General features: G+C 37.0%; 15 protein-coding genes. 6 read left to right on the top strand and 9 right to left on the bottom strand.

Going from position 1 to position 16,748, the window contains the following annotated elements; translation table 11 throughout:
- Positions 1-169: 169 nt before the first annotated feature.
- The 6 genes from ACTXGU_RS12775 (at position 170) to ACTXGU_RS12800 (ending at position 5,766) form a co-directional block, all read left to right on the top strand.
- The gene (locus tag ACTXGU_RS12775; protein WP_443482010.1) at positions 170-1,189 is read left to right on the top strand and encodes a methionine ABC transporter ATP-binding protein; all 1,020 of its coding nucleotides are present in this window, start codon (positions 170-172) and stop codon (positions 1,187-1,189) included.
- Positions 1,186-1,845: a methionine ABC transporter permease gene (locus tag ACTXGU_RS12780; RefSeq protein ID WP_443481908.1), complete on the top strand. Its 660-nt coding sequence runs from the start codon at positions 1,186-1,188 to the stop codon at positions 1,843-1,845. The genes ACTXGU_RS12775 and ACTXGU_RS12780 overlap by 4 nt, the downstream gene beginning before the upstream one ends.
- A 197-nt stretch (positions 1,846-2,042) precedes the next feature.
- Positions 2,043-3,086 carry a uroporphyrinogen decarboxylase family protein gene (locus ACTXGU_RS12785; protein ID WP_443481909.1) on the top strand — a complete coding sequence of 348 codons (1,044 nt, stop codon included), beginning with the start codon at positions 2,043-2,045 and terminating at the stop codon, positions 3,084-3,086.
- A gap of 142 nt (positions 3,087-3,228) precedes the next feature.
- The gene (locus tag ACTXGU_RS12790) at positions 3,229-4,047 is read left to right on the top strand and encodes a MetQ/NlpA family ABC transporter substrate-binding protein (protein ID WP_443481910.1); all 819 of its coding nucleotides are present in this window, start codon (positions 3,229-3,231) and stop codon (positions 4,045-4,047) included.
- Between the two features lie 142 nt (positions 4,048-4,189).
- Entirely contained in the window at positions 4,190-4,990 is an 801-nt protein-coding gene (gene proC / locus ACTXGU_RS12795) for a pyrroline-5-carboxylate reductase (protein ID WP_443481911.1), read from the top strand.
- Positions 4,990-5,766: a VOC family protein gene (locus tag ACTXGU_RS12800; protein ID WP_443481912.1), complete on the top strand. Its 777-nt coding sequence runs from the start codon at positions 4,990-4,992 to the stop codon at positions 5,764-5,766. Before proC ends, ACTXGU_RS12800 begins: the two co-directional genes overlap by 1 nt.
- Before the next feature lie 110 nt (positions 5,767-5,876).
- On the opposite strand, the gene ACTXGU_RS12805 is transcribed toward ACTXGU_RS12800, so the two are convergent.
- The 9 genes from ACTXGU_RS12805 to ACTXGU_RS12845 all read right to left on the bottom strand — a co-directional run bounded on the left by ACTXGU_RS12805 (position 5,877) and on the right by ACTXGU_RS12845 (position 16,115).
- Complete coding sequence (locus ACTXGU_RS12805; protein WP_443481913.1) at positions 5,877-6,965, bottom strand: GerAB/ArcD/ProY family transporter; 1,089 nt, start codon at positions 6,963-6,965, stop codon at positions 5,877-5,879.
- 105 nt (positions 6,966-7,070) lie between these two features.
- A complete protein-coding gene (locus tag ACTXGU_RS12810) occupies positions 7,071-7,295 on the bottom strand; it encodes a hypothetical protein (RefSeq protein ID WP_443481914.1) in 225 nt (74 codons plus the stop codon).
- Positions 7,292-8,485, bottom strand: a complete 1,194-nt coding sequence (locus tag ACTXGU_RS12815) for a Ger(x)C family spore germination protein (RefSeq protein WP_443481915.1) — start codon at positions 8,483-8,485, stop codon at positions 7,292-7,294. The genes ACTXGU_RS12810 and ACTXGU_RS12815 overlap by 4 nt, the downstream gene beginning before the upstream one ends.
- 37 nt (positions 8,486-8,522) lie before the next feature.
- Positions 8,523-10,070 carry a spore germination protein gene (locus ACTXGU_RS12820; protein ID WP_443481916.1) on the bottom strand — a complete coding sequence of 516 codons (1,548 nt, stop codon included), beginning with the start codon at positions 10,068-10,070 and terminating at the stop codon, positions 8,523-8,525.
- Between the two features lie 202 nt (positions 10,071-10,272).
- Positions 10,273-11,505 (bottom strand): Zn-dependent hydrolase, encoded by a 1,233-nt coding sequence (locus tag ACTXGU_RS12825; RefSeq protein WP_443481917.1) that lies wholly within the window; start codon positions 11,503-11,505, stop codon positions 10,273-10,275.
- A gap of 43 nt (positions 11,506-11,548) precedes the next feature.
- Positions 11,549-11,809: a hypothetical protein gene (locus ACTXGU_RS12830; protein ID WP_443481918.1), complete on the bottom strand. Its 261-nt coding sequence runs from the start codon at positions 11,807-11,809 to the stop codon at positions 11,549-11,551.
- Between the two features lie 52 nt (positions 11,810-11,861).
- Positions 11,862-13,280, bottom strand: coding sequence for a dihydropyrimidinase (gene hydA / locus ACTXGU_RS12835; RefSeq protein ID WP_443481919.1), 1,419 nt, complete (start codon positions 13,278-13,280; stop codon positions 11,862-11,864).
- Between the two features lie 118 nt (positions 13,281-13,398).
- The gene (gene preA / locus ACTXGU_RS12840; RefSeq protein ID WP_443481920.1) at positions 13,399-14,667 is read right to left on the bottom strand and encodes an NAD-dependent dihydropyrimidine dehydrogenase subunit PreA; all 1,269 of its coding nucleotides are present in this window, start codon (positions 14,665-14,667) and stop codon (positions 13,399-13,401) included.
- Between the two features lie 74 nt (positions 14,668-14,741).
- Entirely contained in the window at positions 14,742-16,115 is a 1,374-nt protein-coding gene (locus tag ACTXGU_RS12845) for an NAD(P)-dependent oxidoreductase (protein WP_443481921.1), read from the bottom strand.
- Positions 16,116-16,748 lie beyond the last annotated feature (633 nt).

The following is a 16,748-nucleotide window of genomic DNA, read 5'->3' on the forward strand; positions in this document are numbered from 1 at the left end:
TCACAAAAATACACACAAATAGTTCTTTTTACCTATTCACCTTTGTCGAATAGAAAGGTATTTCAATACCTATATGATTAATAGGAATTAAAATTTGCTGACCCATTTTCATTACCTTCATCAGCCCACTATAATACGACTATACAAAGCAGGGGGAAAAGAAATGCCAATGATTGAGTTAAAAAATATTTATAAAACGTATAACCGAAAAGGCATCTCTAATGATGCGTTAAAAGGAATTAGTTTAAAAGTTGAAAAGGGAGATATTTTCGGTGTAATTGGATATAGTGGTGCAGGAAAAAGCACCTTAATTCGTTTAGTTAACTATTTAGAAAAGCCAACAAAAGGCGATGTTTTTGTGAACGGGGTAGCCCTCTCCAGTTATAGCGAAAAAGAGCTTCGCGTCACAAAAAAACAAATAGGTATGATTTTTCAACACTTTAATTTATTAGAATCAAAAAATGTATTTGATAATGTAGCCATTCCGCTAGTGCTTCAAAGAAAAAACAAACAAGAAATAATAAAGAGGGTAACAGAATTATTAGAATTTGTCGGCTTAAGCGATAAAGCAAATAGTTATCCAAATGAATTATCCGGCGGCCAAAAACAGCGGGTTGGCATTGCAAGAGCCCTTGCTTCCAATCCTTCCATATTATTATGTGATGAAGCAACATCAGCACTAGATCCACAAACAACCCAGTCTATTCTGCAGTTATTAAAAAGAATAAATGCAGAATATAACATTACTATAATGATTATTACGCATGAAATGGCCGTTATTCAGGAAATATGCAATAAAGTTGCTGTTATGGAGCAAGGAAAAATTATTGAACAAGGATCGGTTTTAGAAGTGTTCGGCAAACCGCAGCATCCTACAACTCAAAACTTTGTGAAGACCGTTATTAATACAAATATTCCAAGCACGGTTCAAGAAAAAGCAAAAGGAAGTTCCGGCAGCCGCTACAAATTGGAGTTCGTTGGAGAATGTGCATCAGAACCAGTTATTTATAAACTGATTCATGAATACAAGCTAAAGCTAAATATCCTTTTCGCGAACATGACAGAAATTCAAGGTACAACATTAGGATATATGATTATTCAGTTCACTGGGGAGACTTCCGCTATATCGGATGCTCTTACTTACTTAAAATCAAAAGGCATCATCATAGAGGAGGTAGATCAACTATGATTAGTACAACCATTACAGCAGATCAATTTATCCAGGCAATTATCGATACACTTTATATGGTAGGGTTCTCCTTGTTAATCGGAAGTTTAATCGGTATTCCACTTGGTATATTATTGGTCGTTACAAGAAGTGGCGGTGTATTGGAAAATAAGGTTTTATATGGTCTATTAAATCCAATCATCAACATTGTCCGCTCTCTTCCATTCATTATTTTATTAGTGGCTATTATCCCTTTTACTCGATTTATTGTCCAAACATCCATTGGGACAGCAGCAGCAATTGTACCTCTTATCATTTATATCGCCCCATATATTGGGAGATTAGTAGAAAACTCTTTATTAGAGGTGGACCCAGGCATTTTAGAAGCTGCAGAGTCAATGGGAGCGACTCCGTTTCAAGTAATTTGGCATTTTCTATTGCCGGAAGCGTTTGGATCATTGATTTTATCGTTAACAACAGCTACTGTCGGATTAATTGGAGCGACCGCAATGGCTGGTACAGTTGGAGGAGGCGGTGTCGGAGATTTAGCCATCTCATACGGATATCAGCGCTTTGATACAATTGTAATGATAGCTACCGTTATTGTCCTTATTATTTTTGTACAAGGAATGCAATCACTAGGAAACTATCTAGCCCGAAAAGCAAGACGAAACTAAGAAAAGCTCAAGCGCCTTGGTCTGCCCTTGAGCTGAACAGCCATCTAACTTCAAAATTTTTATACTTTATTAATCTTTTAAAAGAGGGAAATTTTCCTTCTTCAGCGTGTAGACAATAATTGCAAGCGATTGTCTATAGCCTGAAGAAGGAAACCACCTTTCCCTCTTTTGAAGACAAATTAAAAAGGAGGTAAAAAATGGGCTTATGGACGAAAAAGGAAAGATTTGATGCTTTACTATCAGGCGAAAAAGCTGATCGTCCGATTGTAAGTGCATGGCGTCATTTTATCGATAAAGAGCAAAATGCAGAAGATTTAGCAGAAACAACGATTCATTTTACGAAAAAATATGATTGGGATTGGGTAAAAATTAATCCGAGAGCCACTTATTTAGCAGAAATCTGGGGAAATTCATATGATTTTCAAACATATCAAACCGTTTTTCCGAAGCAGTTGACTACCGCTATTCCTAATGCAGCGGACGTATGGAATATCGAAACAAAAAAAGTGCTCGCTTCCGCACCGTTAGTGGAACAATTACAAGCAGCTAAAGCGATTCGCCAAGGCTTGCCCGATACTCCACTTGTGCAAACCATTTTTTCTCCTTTAACTGTTTTGCTTTTTATAGCAGGAAGATCTGCTTATGTATATGAAACAGTTTTTGGAATTAAAAACCCTGTGAGTTTAGAAAGCTTATTCATCGAAAATCGAGCAGCTGTTCATCATGCTTTACACTCTATCTCTTTGACTATTGCTGATTATGTTCAAGAATTATACAAGGTTGGAATAGATGGACTATTTTATGCTGTTACCGGAACAGCAAACCCTGAAATTTTTGATGAAGCAAGCTTTAACGAATTTTCCCGCCCATATGATTCGATTGTATTGGATGCTGCAAAAAGCGGGAAAAGAATTCTCCATACTTGTGGAACATACGCTCAGCCAGAAAGATTTAATGATTATTCGATTGAAGGTATCAGCTGGGATACAAAAGCGGAAGGCAATCCTGGCTTAGATGCAGACTTAAAAACAACAAAGGTTGGAGGTGTCGATCATCATCTATTTATAGAAGCTAATGTTAAAAACATCACAAATTCTGCAGAAAAAGCATTGAAACAAATGGAAAATGAACCTTTTATTCTTGCACCAAATTGTGCTATTCCTCTCACTGTAAAAGATGACGCATTACATGCATTTCACGATTCTATTTTGGAAAAGCGGAAGTGCCTTGATCAACCCTGAAGAAAAATGTTCATTTGGCTCAAAAAGTGCTCTTTACTTTTAGAGACAAAGGGTTATTTTTCACAAGGGTTAGGCGCTGCAGCTAGACAGTTATCTAACTTCAAATAACAATCTTGATTATATTAGAAAAGGAGACAAAACAATGAAAAAAATCTTATTTTTCGTACTAATTGGACTTATCTTTGTTTTAGGAGCTTGTGGTAATGACAAAAAAGCTGGCGAAGATAAAAAAGAAATCACGGTTGGCTTTGGTGTCGGCACCTATGAAGAGCAATTCCGTAAAGGGATTATACCTATTTTAGAAGACAAAGGGTATAAAGTAACCGTAAAAACATTCAGTCAAAACATGCAAGTAAATCCGGCGATGAAAGAAGGATCCATTGATGCAAGCATCTTCCAAAGTACTGCTTACATGGAAGGAATCAACAAAGAACTAGCTACTAATATGAGTGGAATTACATTTGTTCCAAGTGCACCTCAAGGATTATACTCGAAAAAACATACATCTCTTGATGAAGTGAAAGATGGATCAACGGTTGCTCTTCCTAATGACCCTGTAAACCAAGAACGTGCTGTCCGCATTTTAGAGGAACTTGGCTGGGTGAAAATAGCAAAAGATGCTGGTACAACTGATTTTAACTTAAAAAGTGTAACTCCAGATAAATATAAAATCGATTTTAAAGTATTAGATCCTGCACAAATTTTAATTTCTCTTCAAGATGTTGATTTTGGAGTGGTAAACGGCAACTATATTGCCAATGCTGGTCAAAAGATTACGGATGCTCTAAAAATAGAAAACACACCTAAGCAACACCGCATCATTGTATCTATCAATGATGCAGACAAAAATACAAAATGGGCAAAAGACTTAAAAGCAGCATATGAATCAGATGCATTTAAATCATACATTAAATCAGAAGGAAAATATGATGGATTTATCTTATTAGATTCTTGGAAATAATCTCAATTTGCAAACAAAATTTCAATTAAAGCATTTTAAGCTGATTCGACATCCCTTGTTTAACAAATTATCGTCTAAACTGAAGCAAAACAAGGGATTGTCGGACAGTATTATACATTAAATAAAAAAGGAATGGTGATGTATGAGTACGATTCATTTTATCGGCGGAGGTCAAATGGCAGAAGCTATTATTCGCGCCTTATTAACCAATAATGTATACATAAACGATCAAATTAGTGTTTTTGATGTAAATGATTCTCGCTGCGAACTTCTTCAAAAAAAATATCAGATTGTCACAACCTCCTCGCCAATAGAAAAACTAGCTTCAGCAGATTTAATTGTCATTGCCGTTCGTCCTCAAGATGATTTAGAAACTATTTGTCAGAACATTAAAGAAGAATCCTCATCAGACGCAGTCATCATTTCTATTGTTGCAGGCGTGACAATTAAGAAACTTACTTCCTACCTTGGCGAAAACCGTTCTATTATCCGCGTGATTCCAAATACATTAACAGATACAGGTTTAGGCTACAGCGGTGTCGCACTAAATAAATATGCAACGAAAGAACAAGCAGCTTCCTTTTTAACTGGATTCGGGAAGGTTGAGTATATTGATGAATCACTGATTGATATTTTTACTGGATACGGGGTTGCAGGACCAAACTATGTCTACTATTTTATTGAATCATTAGCTGATGCGGGAGTTTTAGCTGGTCTGCCAAGAGAACAAGCATGGAAAATCGCATTAGAAAATACAGCAGGTGCTGTTGCAATGCTGCAGAAAACACAATTGCATCCACGACAATTACTAGATATCAACAACTCTCCAGCCGGCGTCGGCATCCATGCATTGTATGAACTGAATAACAGTGATTTTGCAGCAGGTTTACAGCGAAGCGTACTAAAAGCAGTACAAAGAACAACGGAATTAGGAGATGAATAATGATGGCAAAAATACTGTGGGATCATGTTGTCCACTATGTAAACGACTTAGACTATCCAATTGAAATTTTTCAAAAAAATGGCTTGATTGCTTTTAAAGGCGGATCACATAAACAATGGGGAACGTTTAACGCCCTTAGTTATTTTGATTTAACATATATAGAATTTTTAGGAATCGAAGACCGTGAACTAGCCGAAACAATAACAGATCCAAATGATGTGGTAAGAGATTCCATTGCGACTTTACCAGATCATGAAGCCCTTAGTCGTGTTGCTTTACGAACAGATAATATTGAAGCGGTTGCCGCAAACTTAGAAGCTGCTGGACTAAATATTTCGCCAATCATGGCTGGTAAACGTCTAGATAATCAAGGCCAATTAATTGAATGGAAGATGTTAACGATTGCCGGCAGCTTTCAAGGGCTTGTTTATCCATTTGTGATTCAATGGAAAGGAACCGACGACGAGCGCTATCAAAACTTAGTAAACACGAAGGTAATCCAATCACATCCAGCAGGAAAAACATTCATCGCCGAAGCAGTCTTTACTGTAAACAACCCGGTAGAAGCAGCAAAACACTGGCAAAGCTTATTTGGATTATCGCTCAAGTCTACAACCGAAACAATAGCCTCCCTTTCTATAGGAGATAAAACCTTTACCTTTCAAAAAGGTCCTGACAACCAATTTACCGATTTGGTTTTTAAAACCGAAAATAACAGTCTACAAGAAAAAACGCTTATTATTGGCGAGGGAAAATATAAATTTCAAGCATTATAGATAAGAAAAGCGCAGGCGCCGGAGCTAGACACTCATCTAATTTGAAAAATTTTATTCTTTCTATTTTTGAAATAACAGGATGACTCAAAATAAACTCAGTAGTCATCCTGTTAATTTCTGCTGCTTTTCCCTCGAATCATTGCTATTACTAACAAACAAACTGGAATACAGACATATAAAAGAATTTCAAGTACAGGCACTGTTTCTTCAATAAAGGTTGTTAAAATAGCCACATTTGGACTTAACCAAATGGCTATCACAATAATAAAAAATCCAAAGGGAAAAACAAGGGGCTTTTCATTTTTAATCCCTATCCATTGTGCCGTTCCTAGTACGAGTAATTGATAAAACAAGGAAACCTTGATAAATAGACCTAATACCCAAACTACAATAACTACTGACTCAAACCGTTCAAAAAAAGGTGGGATATAAATGTAGCGAAAAGCTGTAAAAACTGGATAATTATACACATTCACATCTTCGCCAAAAACAAATAAACAAACAAAATTAAGAAAAACCATACAAATTAAATTAAAAAGGATCGTTATATATCCCATTTTGTTTCCTTTTTGCTTATCTGTTAAATATGGAAGCAGTATTGCCATAAGAAAAATTTGATTAAACCAAAGGGATGGCTGCAGGGCTCCTTTTAATGGGGCTTTCAATCCATGTTCTAAAACAGGAAACATATTACCTAATTTGAAATCATATATGAGCAGCAGCAGCATTAATAAAGGAATTATATAGATTGGAAAAAATACTTGGGCTGCTCTTGCAATCACTTCTAATCCGGATCGTACAGAAAAGGCACAAAGGATAATCATGCTCCCTACTACTACAACTAATGGGGTTAAGTGCAAAAAAGATATCATAATGAAGTCAGCATATTCTCTTACAATGATGCTTGTCACTAATAATAGATACAGCAAAAGAATAAAACCTATGCATTTAGATAAAAAAGTTCCAACAATATGTTTACTGTACTGAAAAATAGTCTCATCAGGAAACTTTTTATGAAGTCTATATATAATAAAAGTCGTAAATAACCCACTAATACTTGCGAAAAATGGAGAAATCCACATATCGCGCCCTGCAGTTTTAGCAGTAACCGATGGTATAGAAAGAATAGCAGTTGACAATATAGTCATAGTAAGCAAATACATCATTTGAAATGCCGAAATTTTTATTTTTTTATTCATTCTTATAACCTCATTTTTTTAATACTCCTATTAGACTGTAATAATTTTTATAAGCTTTTTGCATCTATTGTTTAATAACACATAATTTAATGAAATAATGCAGTGTTATTTAAGTATTTTACTTAGAGGTTTAAACATAGTATGGACCCATTGAGAAGGACCGGGTAATGTTGGAAAAAACAGCAAAACGATAGCTAGTATTCCACTAGACATTGTTAATACCAAAAATGCCCACTTTTCTTTTTTTTCTGTTTTGTTTATTCGCGGCCATTCATACGCTATCATAATCGCCAGTACACAGATGATCCCTATCACAGACATCCACTTCATTTTTCTACCTCATCTCTTTCTAATCCAGTTGGCAACGTCGTTAATCCAGAACGAAGAACATTTGTACTTACTTTCGTCTTAACTTTTATTTCAGGTAAAAACTCATCCCAGTTCTTTTCTACCTTTCGCCATTCTTTTGGATATTTTTGATGAAAACTATCCGCAAACCCAAGCACATCAACCTGTAAATCTTTTTGTACAGCTTGAAGAGCATCTTCTATTCTCGATTTTGTTACTTTTCCTATTTCTTTTTCTGCTTGTTTCACTATTTTAGGGTTCATCATATCCAAGTTTGTTCCATTTTGAGATACTGCACATGTAATAGTTACATTGATATTCATTTTCCATTCGCTCTTTTTAATAATAGGATCTAATTTTGTACCCACATTAACGACTCGAGCAGACACATAGTTTTGACCTTTTAAAGGAACGGTGATACTGTTTATTTTTGACTCATTGCGAATCAATAAAACTCCTCTCATTTCATTATTATTTAGCAGTCCGACCATTTTATCTTTTTTGAATACGGCTGCATCATAAGTGGCAATAAGATTTTCTTTACCCTTTTCCCCAGATTTTATCTGTTTCATATATGGAAGGACGACGGATTTCGCATCGCTTGTAAGCAATTCCTGTACATCTTTTACTGACTTTTTTACGACAATTTTCTTTTCAATCATTTTGCGCATGCCTTCACCAACGTATAATTCTATATAAGGCTGCTTTTCTAAAAATTTTTTCGCATTGTCTTCTGCTATATAGACATATGCTCGTTCCCTAGGCTGTGGATGTCGTAAAATAAAGTCAAGCTCTTTCCTAATCCCGTTTTCTTTTACCAAACTTTCTCCAAAGATAAACATTTTGCAATGTCCCCAAAAAATGTTTCTTGGCAATTTCATCTCTAAATTAGAGGTAGCATCGGCTATATTCTTCCCTTTATCTGATCGTACGACAACAACCTTGCCACCACCTAATTGAATTCCTGCTTGACTGCCAACACCTTTTGGCACTAATATTTGCACAGTAACCTCAACTTCGTTTTCGTCTGTTTTATCAATAGCAGTACCAAGTACCACTGCCATATCAAATACTTCTCTTCTGTCCCAGCAGCCTGTTAGAATAAAACAATTAGCGATAATAAACAGCAGCATAATCGTTTTTATCAGTTTATTAAGTACATGAATATTCATTTAAGTGATCCTTTCCTATCACGTTGCATTTCCGTTGTTACTTCCTTTGTGGTCCTGGCTTTTGTCCGCCATTCTGGCGATATTTATTATAATGTCCTGTTAAATGAGGACGTGTATTCATTTTCCACCATGGAGCCCGAATAAAAGAGTCTTTTAATTCTTTTCCTTTTAATGGCGCAATTGGCGTAAGATAAGGAACACCGAATGAGCGTAAAGCACATAAATGGATAATAATTGCAATAATACCTAGCATAATGCCGAGCAATCCTAATGTGCTAGCAAGGATCATCATAGGAAAACGAAGCAACCGCAATGATATTCCTTGTGAATAATAGGGAATCATAAACGATGCAATACCTGTTAGGGCAACTACAATTACCATTGGAGCAGATACTAATCCAGCTTGAACGGCAGCTTGACCAATAACAAGGGCGCCAACAATACTAACGGCAGACCCTATTTGTTTTGGCAAGCGAACCCCTGCTTCTCTTAATGCTTCAAATGTTATCTCCATAAGAAACGCTTCGATAAATGCCGGAAATGGCACAGACTCTCTCGCTGCTGCAATGCTTATTAATAAATTGGTTGGAATCATTTCCTGATGATACGTAACAACTGCAATATAAAGTGATGGAAGCAACAAAGATATCATCATAAAGGTAAACCTCAATATCCTGATAACGGAGCTAATAAAAAAGCGCTGATAGTAATCCTCTGACGATTGCAATAAACTGAAAAAACTAATTGGAGCAATTAGTACAAAAGGAGTTCCATCAACCAAAATTGCTACTCTTCCTTCTAACAGATGCGCGGCGACTACATCAGGACGTTCTGTGTTAAGAATTTGTGGAAACGGTGAATAAGAATTATCCTCAATTAATTCCTCTATATATCCACTCTCTAGTACACTATCTATTTCAATCTGATTCAGCCTGCTTTTCACTTCTTCTAAAAGCCCTTCTTCCGCAATTCCTTTTATATAAGCAATCGCAATATTTGTACTTGTGTATTTCCCTATTGTCATGGATTCTGTTTTTAACAATGGACTTTTTACTTTACGACGAATAAGTGAAAGGTTTACCCCCAAAGACTCGATAAACCCCTCTCTTGGACCTCTTACCAAACTTTCACTTTGAGGTTCTTCGATGGAGCGCTGTTCCCAGCGTGTTAAACCTAATGAATAGCCTTTATTTAGTGTATGAATTAATAAAACCGGATTTCCTATCAAAATATTTTCCACACAAGCTTTTATTGTTTTTATTTCTTTCTTTTTCGCAACCTGCAATGTATCTTCAATGCTATCCTCTAAAGTTTCTTGTTGTTCTGCTATTTTTGTTAATAAGGGAGTTAAAACATGTTGTTCCAATAATTCTGTATTCACTAATCCCTCTATATAAATGACAATCGCTTTTATATCGTTGGCCAAAACAAACGAATGAAACACAATATCAAAACTCGTTTCAAATATCGACTGCAGCTCCTTTACATTCTCATCTAGGTTCATAGAAAGAATCTCGATATTCTTTATTTCATTAGGAATTTTAACCTGCCTATTTTTTGGAGATTTACGAAACAATCCAATCATCTCCTTTCCAGTTTTTTATAAGTTATGGATAGTTTTTGCAATTACTAGTTAGTCTTATGCACTGATTTTGGCTATTTGTTAAAAATTTAGGAAACGAAAGTGAAGCCGATTCTTTTCTATAACAAAAAAATCCCTCATGTAAAACAGTTAATGCTAACAACTGCTTTACATGAGGGATTTCCTTATATTCATTTTTTCTATTTTATTCTTTTTGGAGTTCCAGTACCGTTTCTAATAAAACGTTAACCCCTTTTTCACAATCTTCCCATGTTGTTAATTCTTCTTCACAATGACTTTTGCCATTTATGCTAGGCACAAAAATCATCGCACTTGGGAATAAACTTGCGATAAACTGAGCGTCATGTCCTGCCCCACTAGCCATTTTTTTATAGGAGTAGCCTAATGATGATACGGATTTCTCCATTATATTTAGGATATGTTCATCGAACCAAACAGTAGTGCGATCCCATAACTTTTCTGTTTTTAACGTACAGCCTTCCAGCTCAGAAAACGCGGCAAGGTTTAGAATGATGTCCTCTACTTGCTTCATAACCTCTGGGTCTTTATGTCTTGCTTCAATTGTAAAAACAACTTTATTTGGAATAACCGTATGAATATTTGGGGTTATGTTCATTCTTCCCATTGTATATACTAACTCTTGATCAAGAGCACCAAGCTTTTTGCGTAATTCGGCAATGACATTGTTTGCAGCAAAGAGAGCATCTTTTCTCATGTCCATTGGAGTTGTACCTGCATGATCAGACTCACCAGTAATTTCGATTTCATAACAAACCATTCCGACCACGCATTCTACAATTCCTATCGCCAAAGATTCTCGTTCAAGAATCGGTCCTTGTTCTATATGCATTTCCAAAAAGGCGGTTGCTTCTTTTAATCGAGATGCTTCCTCCCCTGCATATCCACTGCTTTTTAATGCTTCTTCAAAGGTGATTCCTTCGACATCCTTTTTTTCGAGCATTGTTTTCTTATCAAATTTACTAGAGAGAACCCCTGATGCCATCATAGAAGGTTCAAATCTGGCTCCTTCTTCGTTAGTAAAATTAACAACCGTTATCGGAAAGGGAAGAGTCAGTTTATTTTCCACGATGGTTCGAACGACCTCTAAGCCAGCAGCAACACCTAATACCCCGTCAAATCTTCCCCCTTTTTTTACCGTATCAAGATGAGAACCCATGACAATCGGAGATTTATCTTCCTTGCCTGCCAATGTAGCATACATATTTCCCATATCATCTACTTTGACGGACATCCCTAATTCTTCGCAGCAAGCACGAAAAAATCCCCGGACATTCACATCTTCTTCCGATAATGACAGTCGTGTGACTCCATTATTTTTAGTACGTCCAAAATCAGCAAACTTCTCGAGTGACTCTTTTAATCTCTCTCCATTAATTAACAGTTTTTGTCCCTCCATATAGAACTCTCCCTTCGAAGCAGCTTTTTTCTATCATTACATTTCAAGGAGTGTACCTCCGTCCCCTTTTCTCACAAGTGGTGACCCCTTCTTGTTTGATTAATTTTGCAGAAAAATATTTCCTTGCATTTGCTGTGCCTAGATACAACGTTTCTATTCTGCTTTCTTCCTCAGCTACCTTATTGTTTTCAAATTCTACGACTGTACCATTTAAATTTTCTACAACACTTTTAATTCGGTAGCCTTGTTGGAGCAAAAAGTCTATTTGATCACGCTCTTGCAAGAACTGCTGATATTCTGACATGCTGCCTCTCCCTTCCCGGACTTTTTGAACAACCTTGACAAAGAAGTTTCTATTATATCGTTAATGTTTTGCTTTCCTTTGGCTCTTGAGTTTCACCGTATTTTGCCCGTTTAATAAATTGTCCAGCGCCCGGTTTCCCTACAAATTGTTTATCTCGAATGACAAACTCTCCTCTAGATAAGACAGACACAGGCTCACCCGTAATTTGCATGCCTTCAAACGGATTATAGTCTACGGCCATATGATGTGATTCTGCAGAAATCGTTCGTTCGATTTCCGGATCGAAAATAACAAGATCTGCGTCTGCTCCAATGGCAATCGTTCCTTTTTTCGGGTAAAGTCCGAATAGTTTCGCGGCCCTCGTAGACATAATATCTACAAACTGATTAAGCGAAATTCTTCCTTTTTTCACACCTTCAGAAAATAAAATACTTACCCTATCCTCGATAATGGGACCACCATTCGGAATTTTCGAGAAGTCTCCTTTTCCTAATTCCTTTTGCCCTTTAAAGTCAAAAGAACATTGATCCGATCCTAATGTTTGCAGTTGCCCTGTTTTTAAGGAATTCCACAGCACTTCCTGATTCCATTTTTCGCGTAATGGAGGAGACCATACATACTTCGCTCCTTCAAAATCAGGTTTCTCTAAATAAGTTTGGTCTAATACTAAATATTGCGGACATGTTTCTCCCCATATATCGATGCCATTGCTTCTTGCTTCTTCGATTTTTTTGGCAGCTGCAGAACAAGATACATGCACGACATAAAGCTGAGATTTTGCTAACCCTGTTAAAACAGCTGCTCTTCCTGTTGCTTCCCCTTCCACTTCAGCAGGTCTTGTTAAAGCATGGTAAATCGGATCTGTCTTTCCTTCTTTTAGTGCCTTCTTCACTAAATAATCAATTACATCTCCATTTTCTGCATGTACCATTACAAGTGCCCCTAACTCCTTGGCAGCAACTAAAGTGCGGAAAAGTGTTTCATCATCTGCTTGAAAATGATTTTTATACGCCATAAATACTTTTAAAGATGTTATTCCTTCTTCTTCAATGATGTCTGGCAGCTCATTTAGCACCTCTTCATTTGCTTCTACAATCTGCAAGTGAAAGCTATAATCAATGACCGCCTTTTGTTTCGATTTGCTGTGCCAAGTTTCGATTGCGCTTTTTAATGGTTTCCCTTTAGAAGTTAAACAAAAATCAATAATGGTCGTTGTTCCGCCAAAAGCAGCTGCCTTCGTACCTGTTTCAAAATCATCTTTCGTCACTGTACCGCCAAATGGCATATCTAAATGGGTATGTGGATCAATTCCGCCTGGGAATACGTAACAACCTTTTGCATTAATCATTTCCGCATCTACCGCATGCAAATCTTCGCCAATTTGTGTAATAATTCCATTTTCAATGCATATATCCGCACAATACGTATCAGCTGCGGTTACAATTATTCCATTTTTTATGATCTTTTTCATATAAATCCTCTCCATCCCATCTAAAATAGACATTCAGTTTCTTCTAGTTATTCGGTGGATTATTTTTCATTATTTCTTGTTTCTTTCTTAAGATACGAGTTTACTTATTCACCATACTCTACGTTTTTGTAAAAGCACCGAGCGCTGCTTGCCGTTCATTCCAAGTCATCGGCGGAAGCTCATTCGGAATATGAATCATATCAATGGCTCCATCTACAGGACAAACAATCGAACATAAATTACAGCCGACACAATCTTCTTCTCTTACTTGTAAATAACTGTTTCCATCAGAATCTTTTAACATATCAATACATTGGTGGGACGTATCTTCACAGCCAATATGGCATTTATTGCAATTGATGCATACATCGTTATTAATTTTTGCCACGATTTGATAATTTAGATCAAGGTCTCCCCAGTCTGAATAATTCGGAACAGACTTTCCAACTAAATCCATAACAGAAGAAAGTCCTTTTTCATCCAAATAATTGCTTAACCCCTCGATCATATCTTCTACGATGCGGAAGCCATGGTGCATTGCCGCCGTACAAACTTGCACCCCTGTTGCCCCCATTAATAAAAATTCAACCGCATCCCGCCATGAAGAGATTCCTCCAATTCCCGATATCGGCACATTAATTCGTGGATTCCTCGCACACTCACCAACCATATGTAAGGCAATTGGTTTTACCGCTGGCCCACAATATCCACCATGCGCCCCTTTTCCTGCTACATGAGGAATGGTTTGCCATGTATCAATATCAACGCCAGCCAAGCTGTTGATTGTATTAATCATGCTGACTGCATCTGCACCGCCATTTACGGCCGCTTCTGCTGTTGCTGTAATGTCTGTTATATTAGGTGTCAGTTTGACAATAACGGGGGTCTTTGCCACTTCCTTTACCCAATAAGTCTGCTTTTCTACTAATTCTGGCACTTGCCCAGAAGCAGATCCCATCCCTCTTTCCGCCATGCCATGTGGACAGCCAAAGTTCAACTCCAGCCCATCAACGCCAACATCCTCGACTTTTTTCACAATTTCATGCCATTTCTCCTGCTTTGGTTCGACCATTAAGGAAGCAATAATTGCATGATCAGGAAATCGTTTTTTCGTTTCGTAAATTTCTTTTAAATTCACATCCAATGGACGATCTGTAATTAATTCGATATTGTTAAAGCCGGCTACTTTTTGACCATTAAAACTAACAGCTGCAAATCTCGAAGAAACATTCAATATTGGGTCACCTAATGTTTTCCATACCGCTCCTCCCCAGCCTGCCTCAAAGGCACGCTGCACTTGATAACCTGTGTTGGTTGGAGGAGCAGATGCCAGCCAAAAAGGGTTGGGTGATTTTATACCTGCTAAATTAATGCGTAAATCTGCCATAAATCAGCCTCCTAATTTTGAGTTATTATCCCGTATTAACGGGCAGTAATCTCCCGACTGAATCAGGTTTCATTTTATGCGGTTTCTACCCTTGCAGCAAAAAACACTTGGTGAATAGCATATGCACTTTCTTTTCCTTGTTGTGCAGCGGATACAACCATCGCTTCGCCTTGCCCATTTCCGAAAATAACGTCCCCACATGCAAATACTTTGTTATTGGATGTCTGATAAGTGTCCGGATTAATCTTGACTATCCCTTTGTCATGTTCCAGATGAAATTGCTCGAGAAGCTCTGCATAGCGGGATTGACCGATCGCTTTTATAACATGGTCTACCTCAAGCATAAATTCAGACCCTTCTATCGGAACCGGCCGGCTGCGTCCATCCTCTCCGCGTTCACTTAGTACCATTTTGATGCATTCTATTCCCTTAACTTGACCGTTTTCATCACCAATAATCTGTTTCGGTGCAGTCAGCCACCTAAATTCTACGCCATCTTGTTTTGCGAATTCATATTCAAAATCATAAGCCGTCATTTCTTCTATACTCCGTCTATATAAAATTTTCACATTTTCTGCCCCAAGGCGGACCGAGCAAGTTGCTGCATCAATCGCTGTATTTCCGGCACCAATTACAGCTACTTTTTTCCCGACTAATTCATCTGTAATTGGGTTTGTTTTTGTTTCTTTTACAAATTGAATGGCATCGTAAACCCCTTCTAAATCTTCCCCATCTATTCCTAAATCAGGAACATGGGACATGCCAATTGCCAGCAAGATAGAATCATAGTTTCTCAAAATCTCCTCGACAGAGATATCCTTGCCTACTCTTGTATTAGTACGAATGTCGACATTTAGTTTCATTACTTGCTCTACTTCCCAATAAGAAATCTCCTTTGGCAATCGAAAAGAAACAATGCCATACGTATTTAATCCTCCTGCCTTTTCTTCTGCTTCAAATATCGTCACTTCATAACCTAAACGTCCAAGTTCTCTTGCAGCTGATAATCCAGCCGGACCCCCTCCAACAATTGCAACCTTTTTGCCATTGCTTTTATTCGCCTCAAAGAAAGTCTGATCATTTTGGATCGCCCAATCTGTTGCATAACGCTGCAGATTGCCAATCATAATTGGTTTAGTAGAGTGATTGAGTACACATGCCCCTTCACATAATTCTTCCGTAGGACATACTCGTGCACAGCTCGCCCCCATCGGATTGGAATCCATAATCGTTTTGGCAGATCCTTTCATGTTGCCTGAAGCAATTTTTTTAATAAAAGATGGAATATTAATACTAGTTGGACAAGCTGTAATGCAAGGAGCATCGTAACAATAAAGACATCGATTCGCTTCTTCCAATGCTTCCTGATTCGTTAATCCACGCTCTACTTCCTCGAAATTTTTAGCTAAATTCTCTTTTACTATCTGTGAAAAGTTTGTTGAACGCATAAAAAACCTCCTTCTATTTTTAGATAACAAGCAAGTTTTCCTGTAAATTCAAAATAGAATGAATGCATTTTGCTATTTTATGAGTTTGATAATTTGCTTATGAGGTTAAATTTTTTTAGATGTTTAAAATGTTTACCATATATATTGCGGTTATCTATGCCTGGCTTGATAACAATAATTAAACAAAAATTAAGAAGTAGTATGTTTTGTAATGTAAAAATGAGGTGCGTAAAAGTAAACACGATAAAGAAGGACAAAAATGCAAGAAAACAATCACATTTTGTATGTTAGATGAAATTTTTAAAAAGGCTGTTTTCGTATAGAATATTGCTTTTAAACTCGCAGCCTGAATACACTTCGCTTTCCGTGGGCGAGCGTCGAGCCTCCTCGTCGCATACGCTCCTGTGGGGTCTCGTCTTTCTCGCATTCCCACAGGAGTCTACGTGTATTCAATCTGCTAAGTACTTCTTCTCCCATTTTTTTGCGTAAGAAACAACAAACTTTGAGAAAACAGCCTAAAAAAATAATAAGTCTATTATATATGGAAATTTCTAGTTAGTAAACAAATAATTTTATTTTTCTGATTATTCTAATAATGTTTTTTTCTAGATACCCTAATTAAAAGGAGGGCAA

Source organism: Niallia sp. 01092 (assembly GCF_052318935.1).
Taxonomy (GTDB): domain Bacteria; phylum Bacillota; class Bacilli; order Bacillales; family Cytobacillaceae; genus Niallia.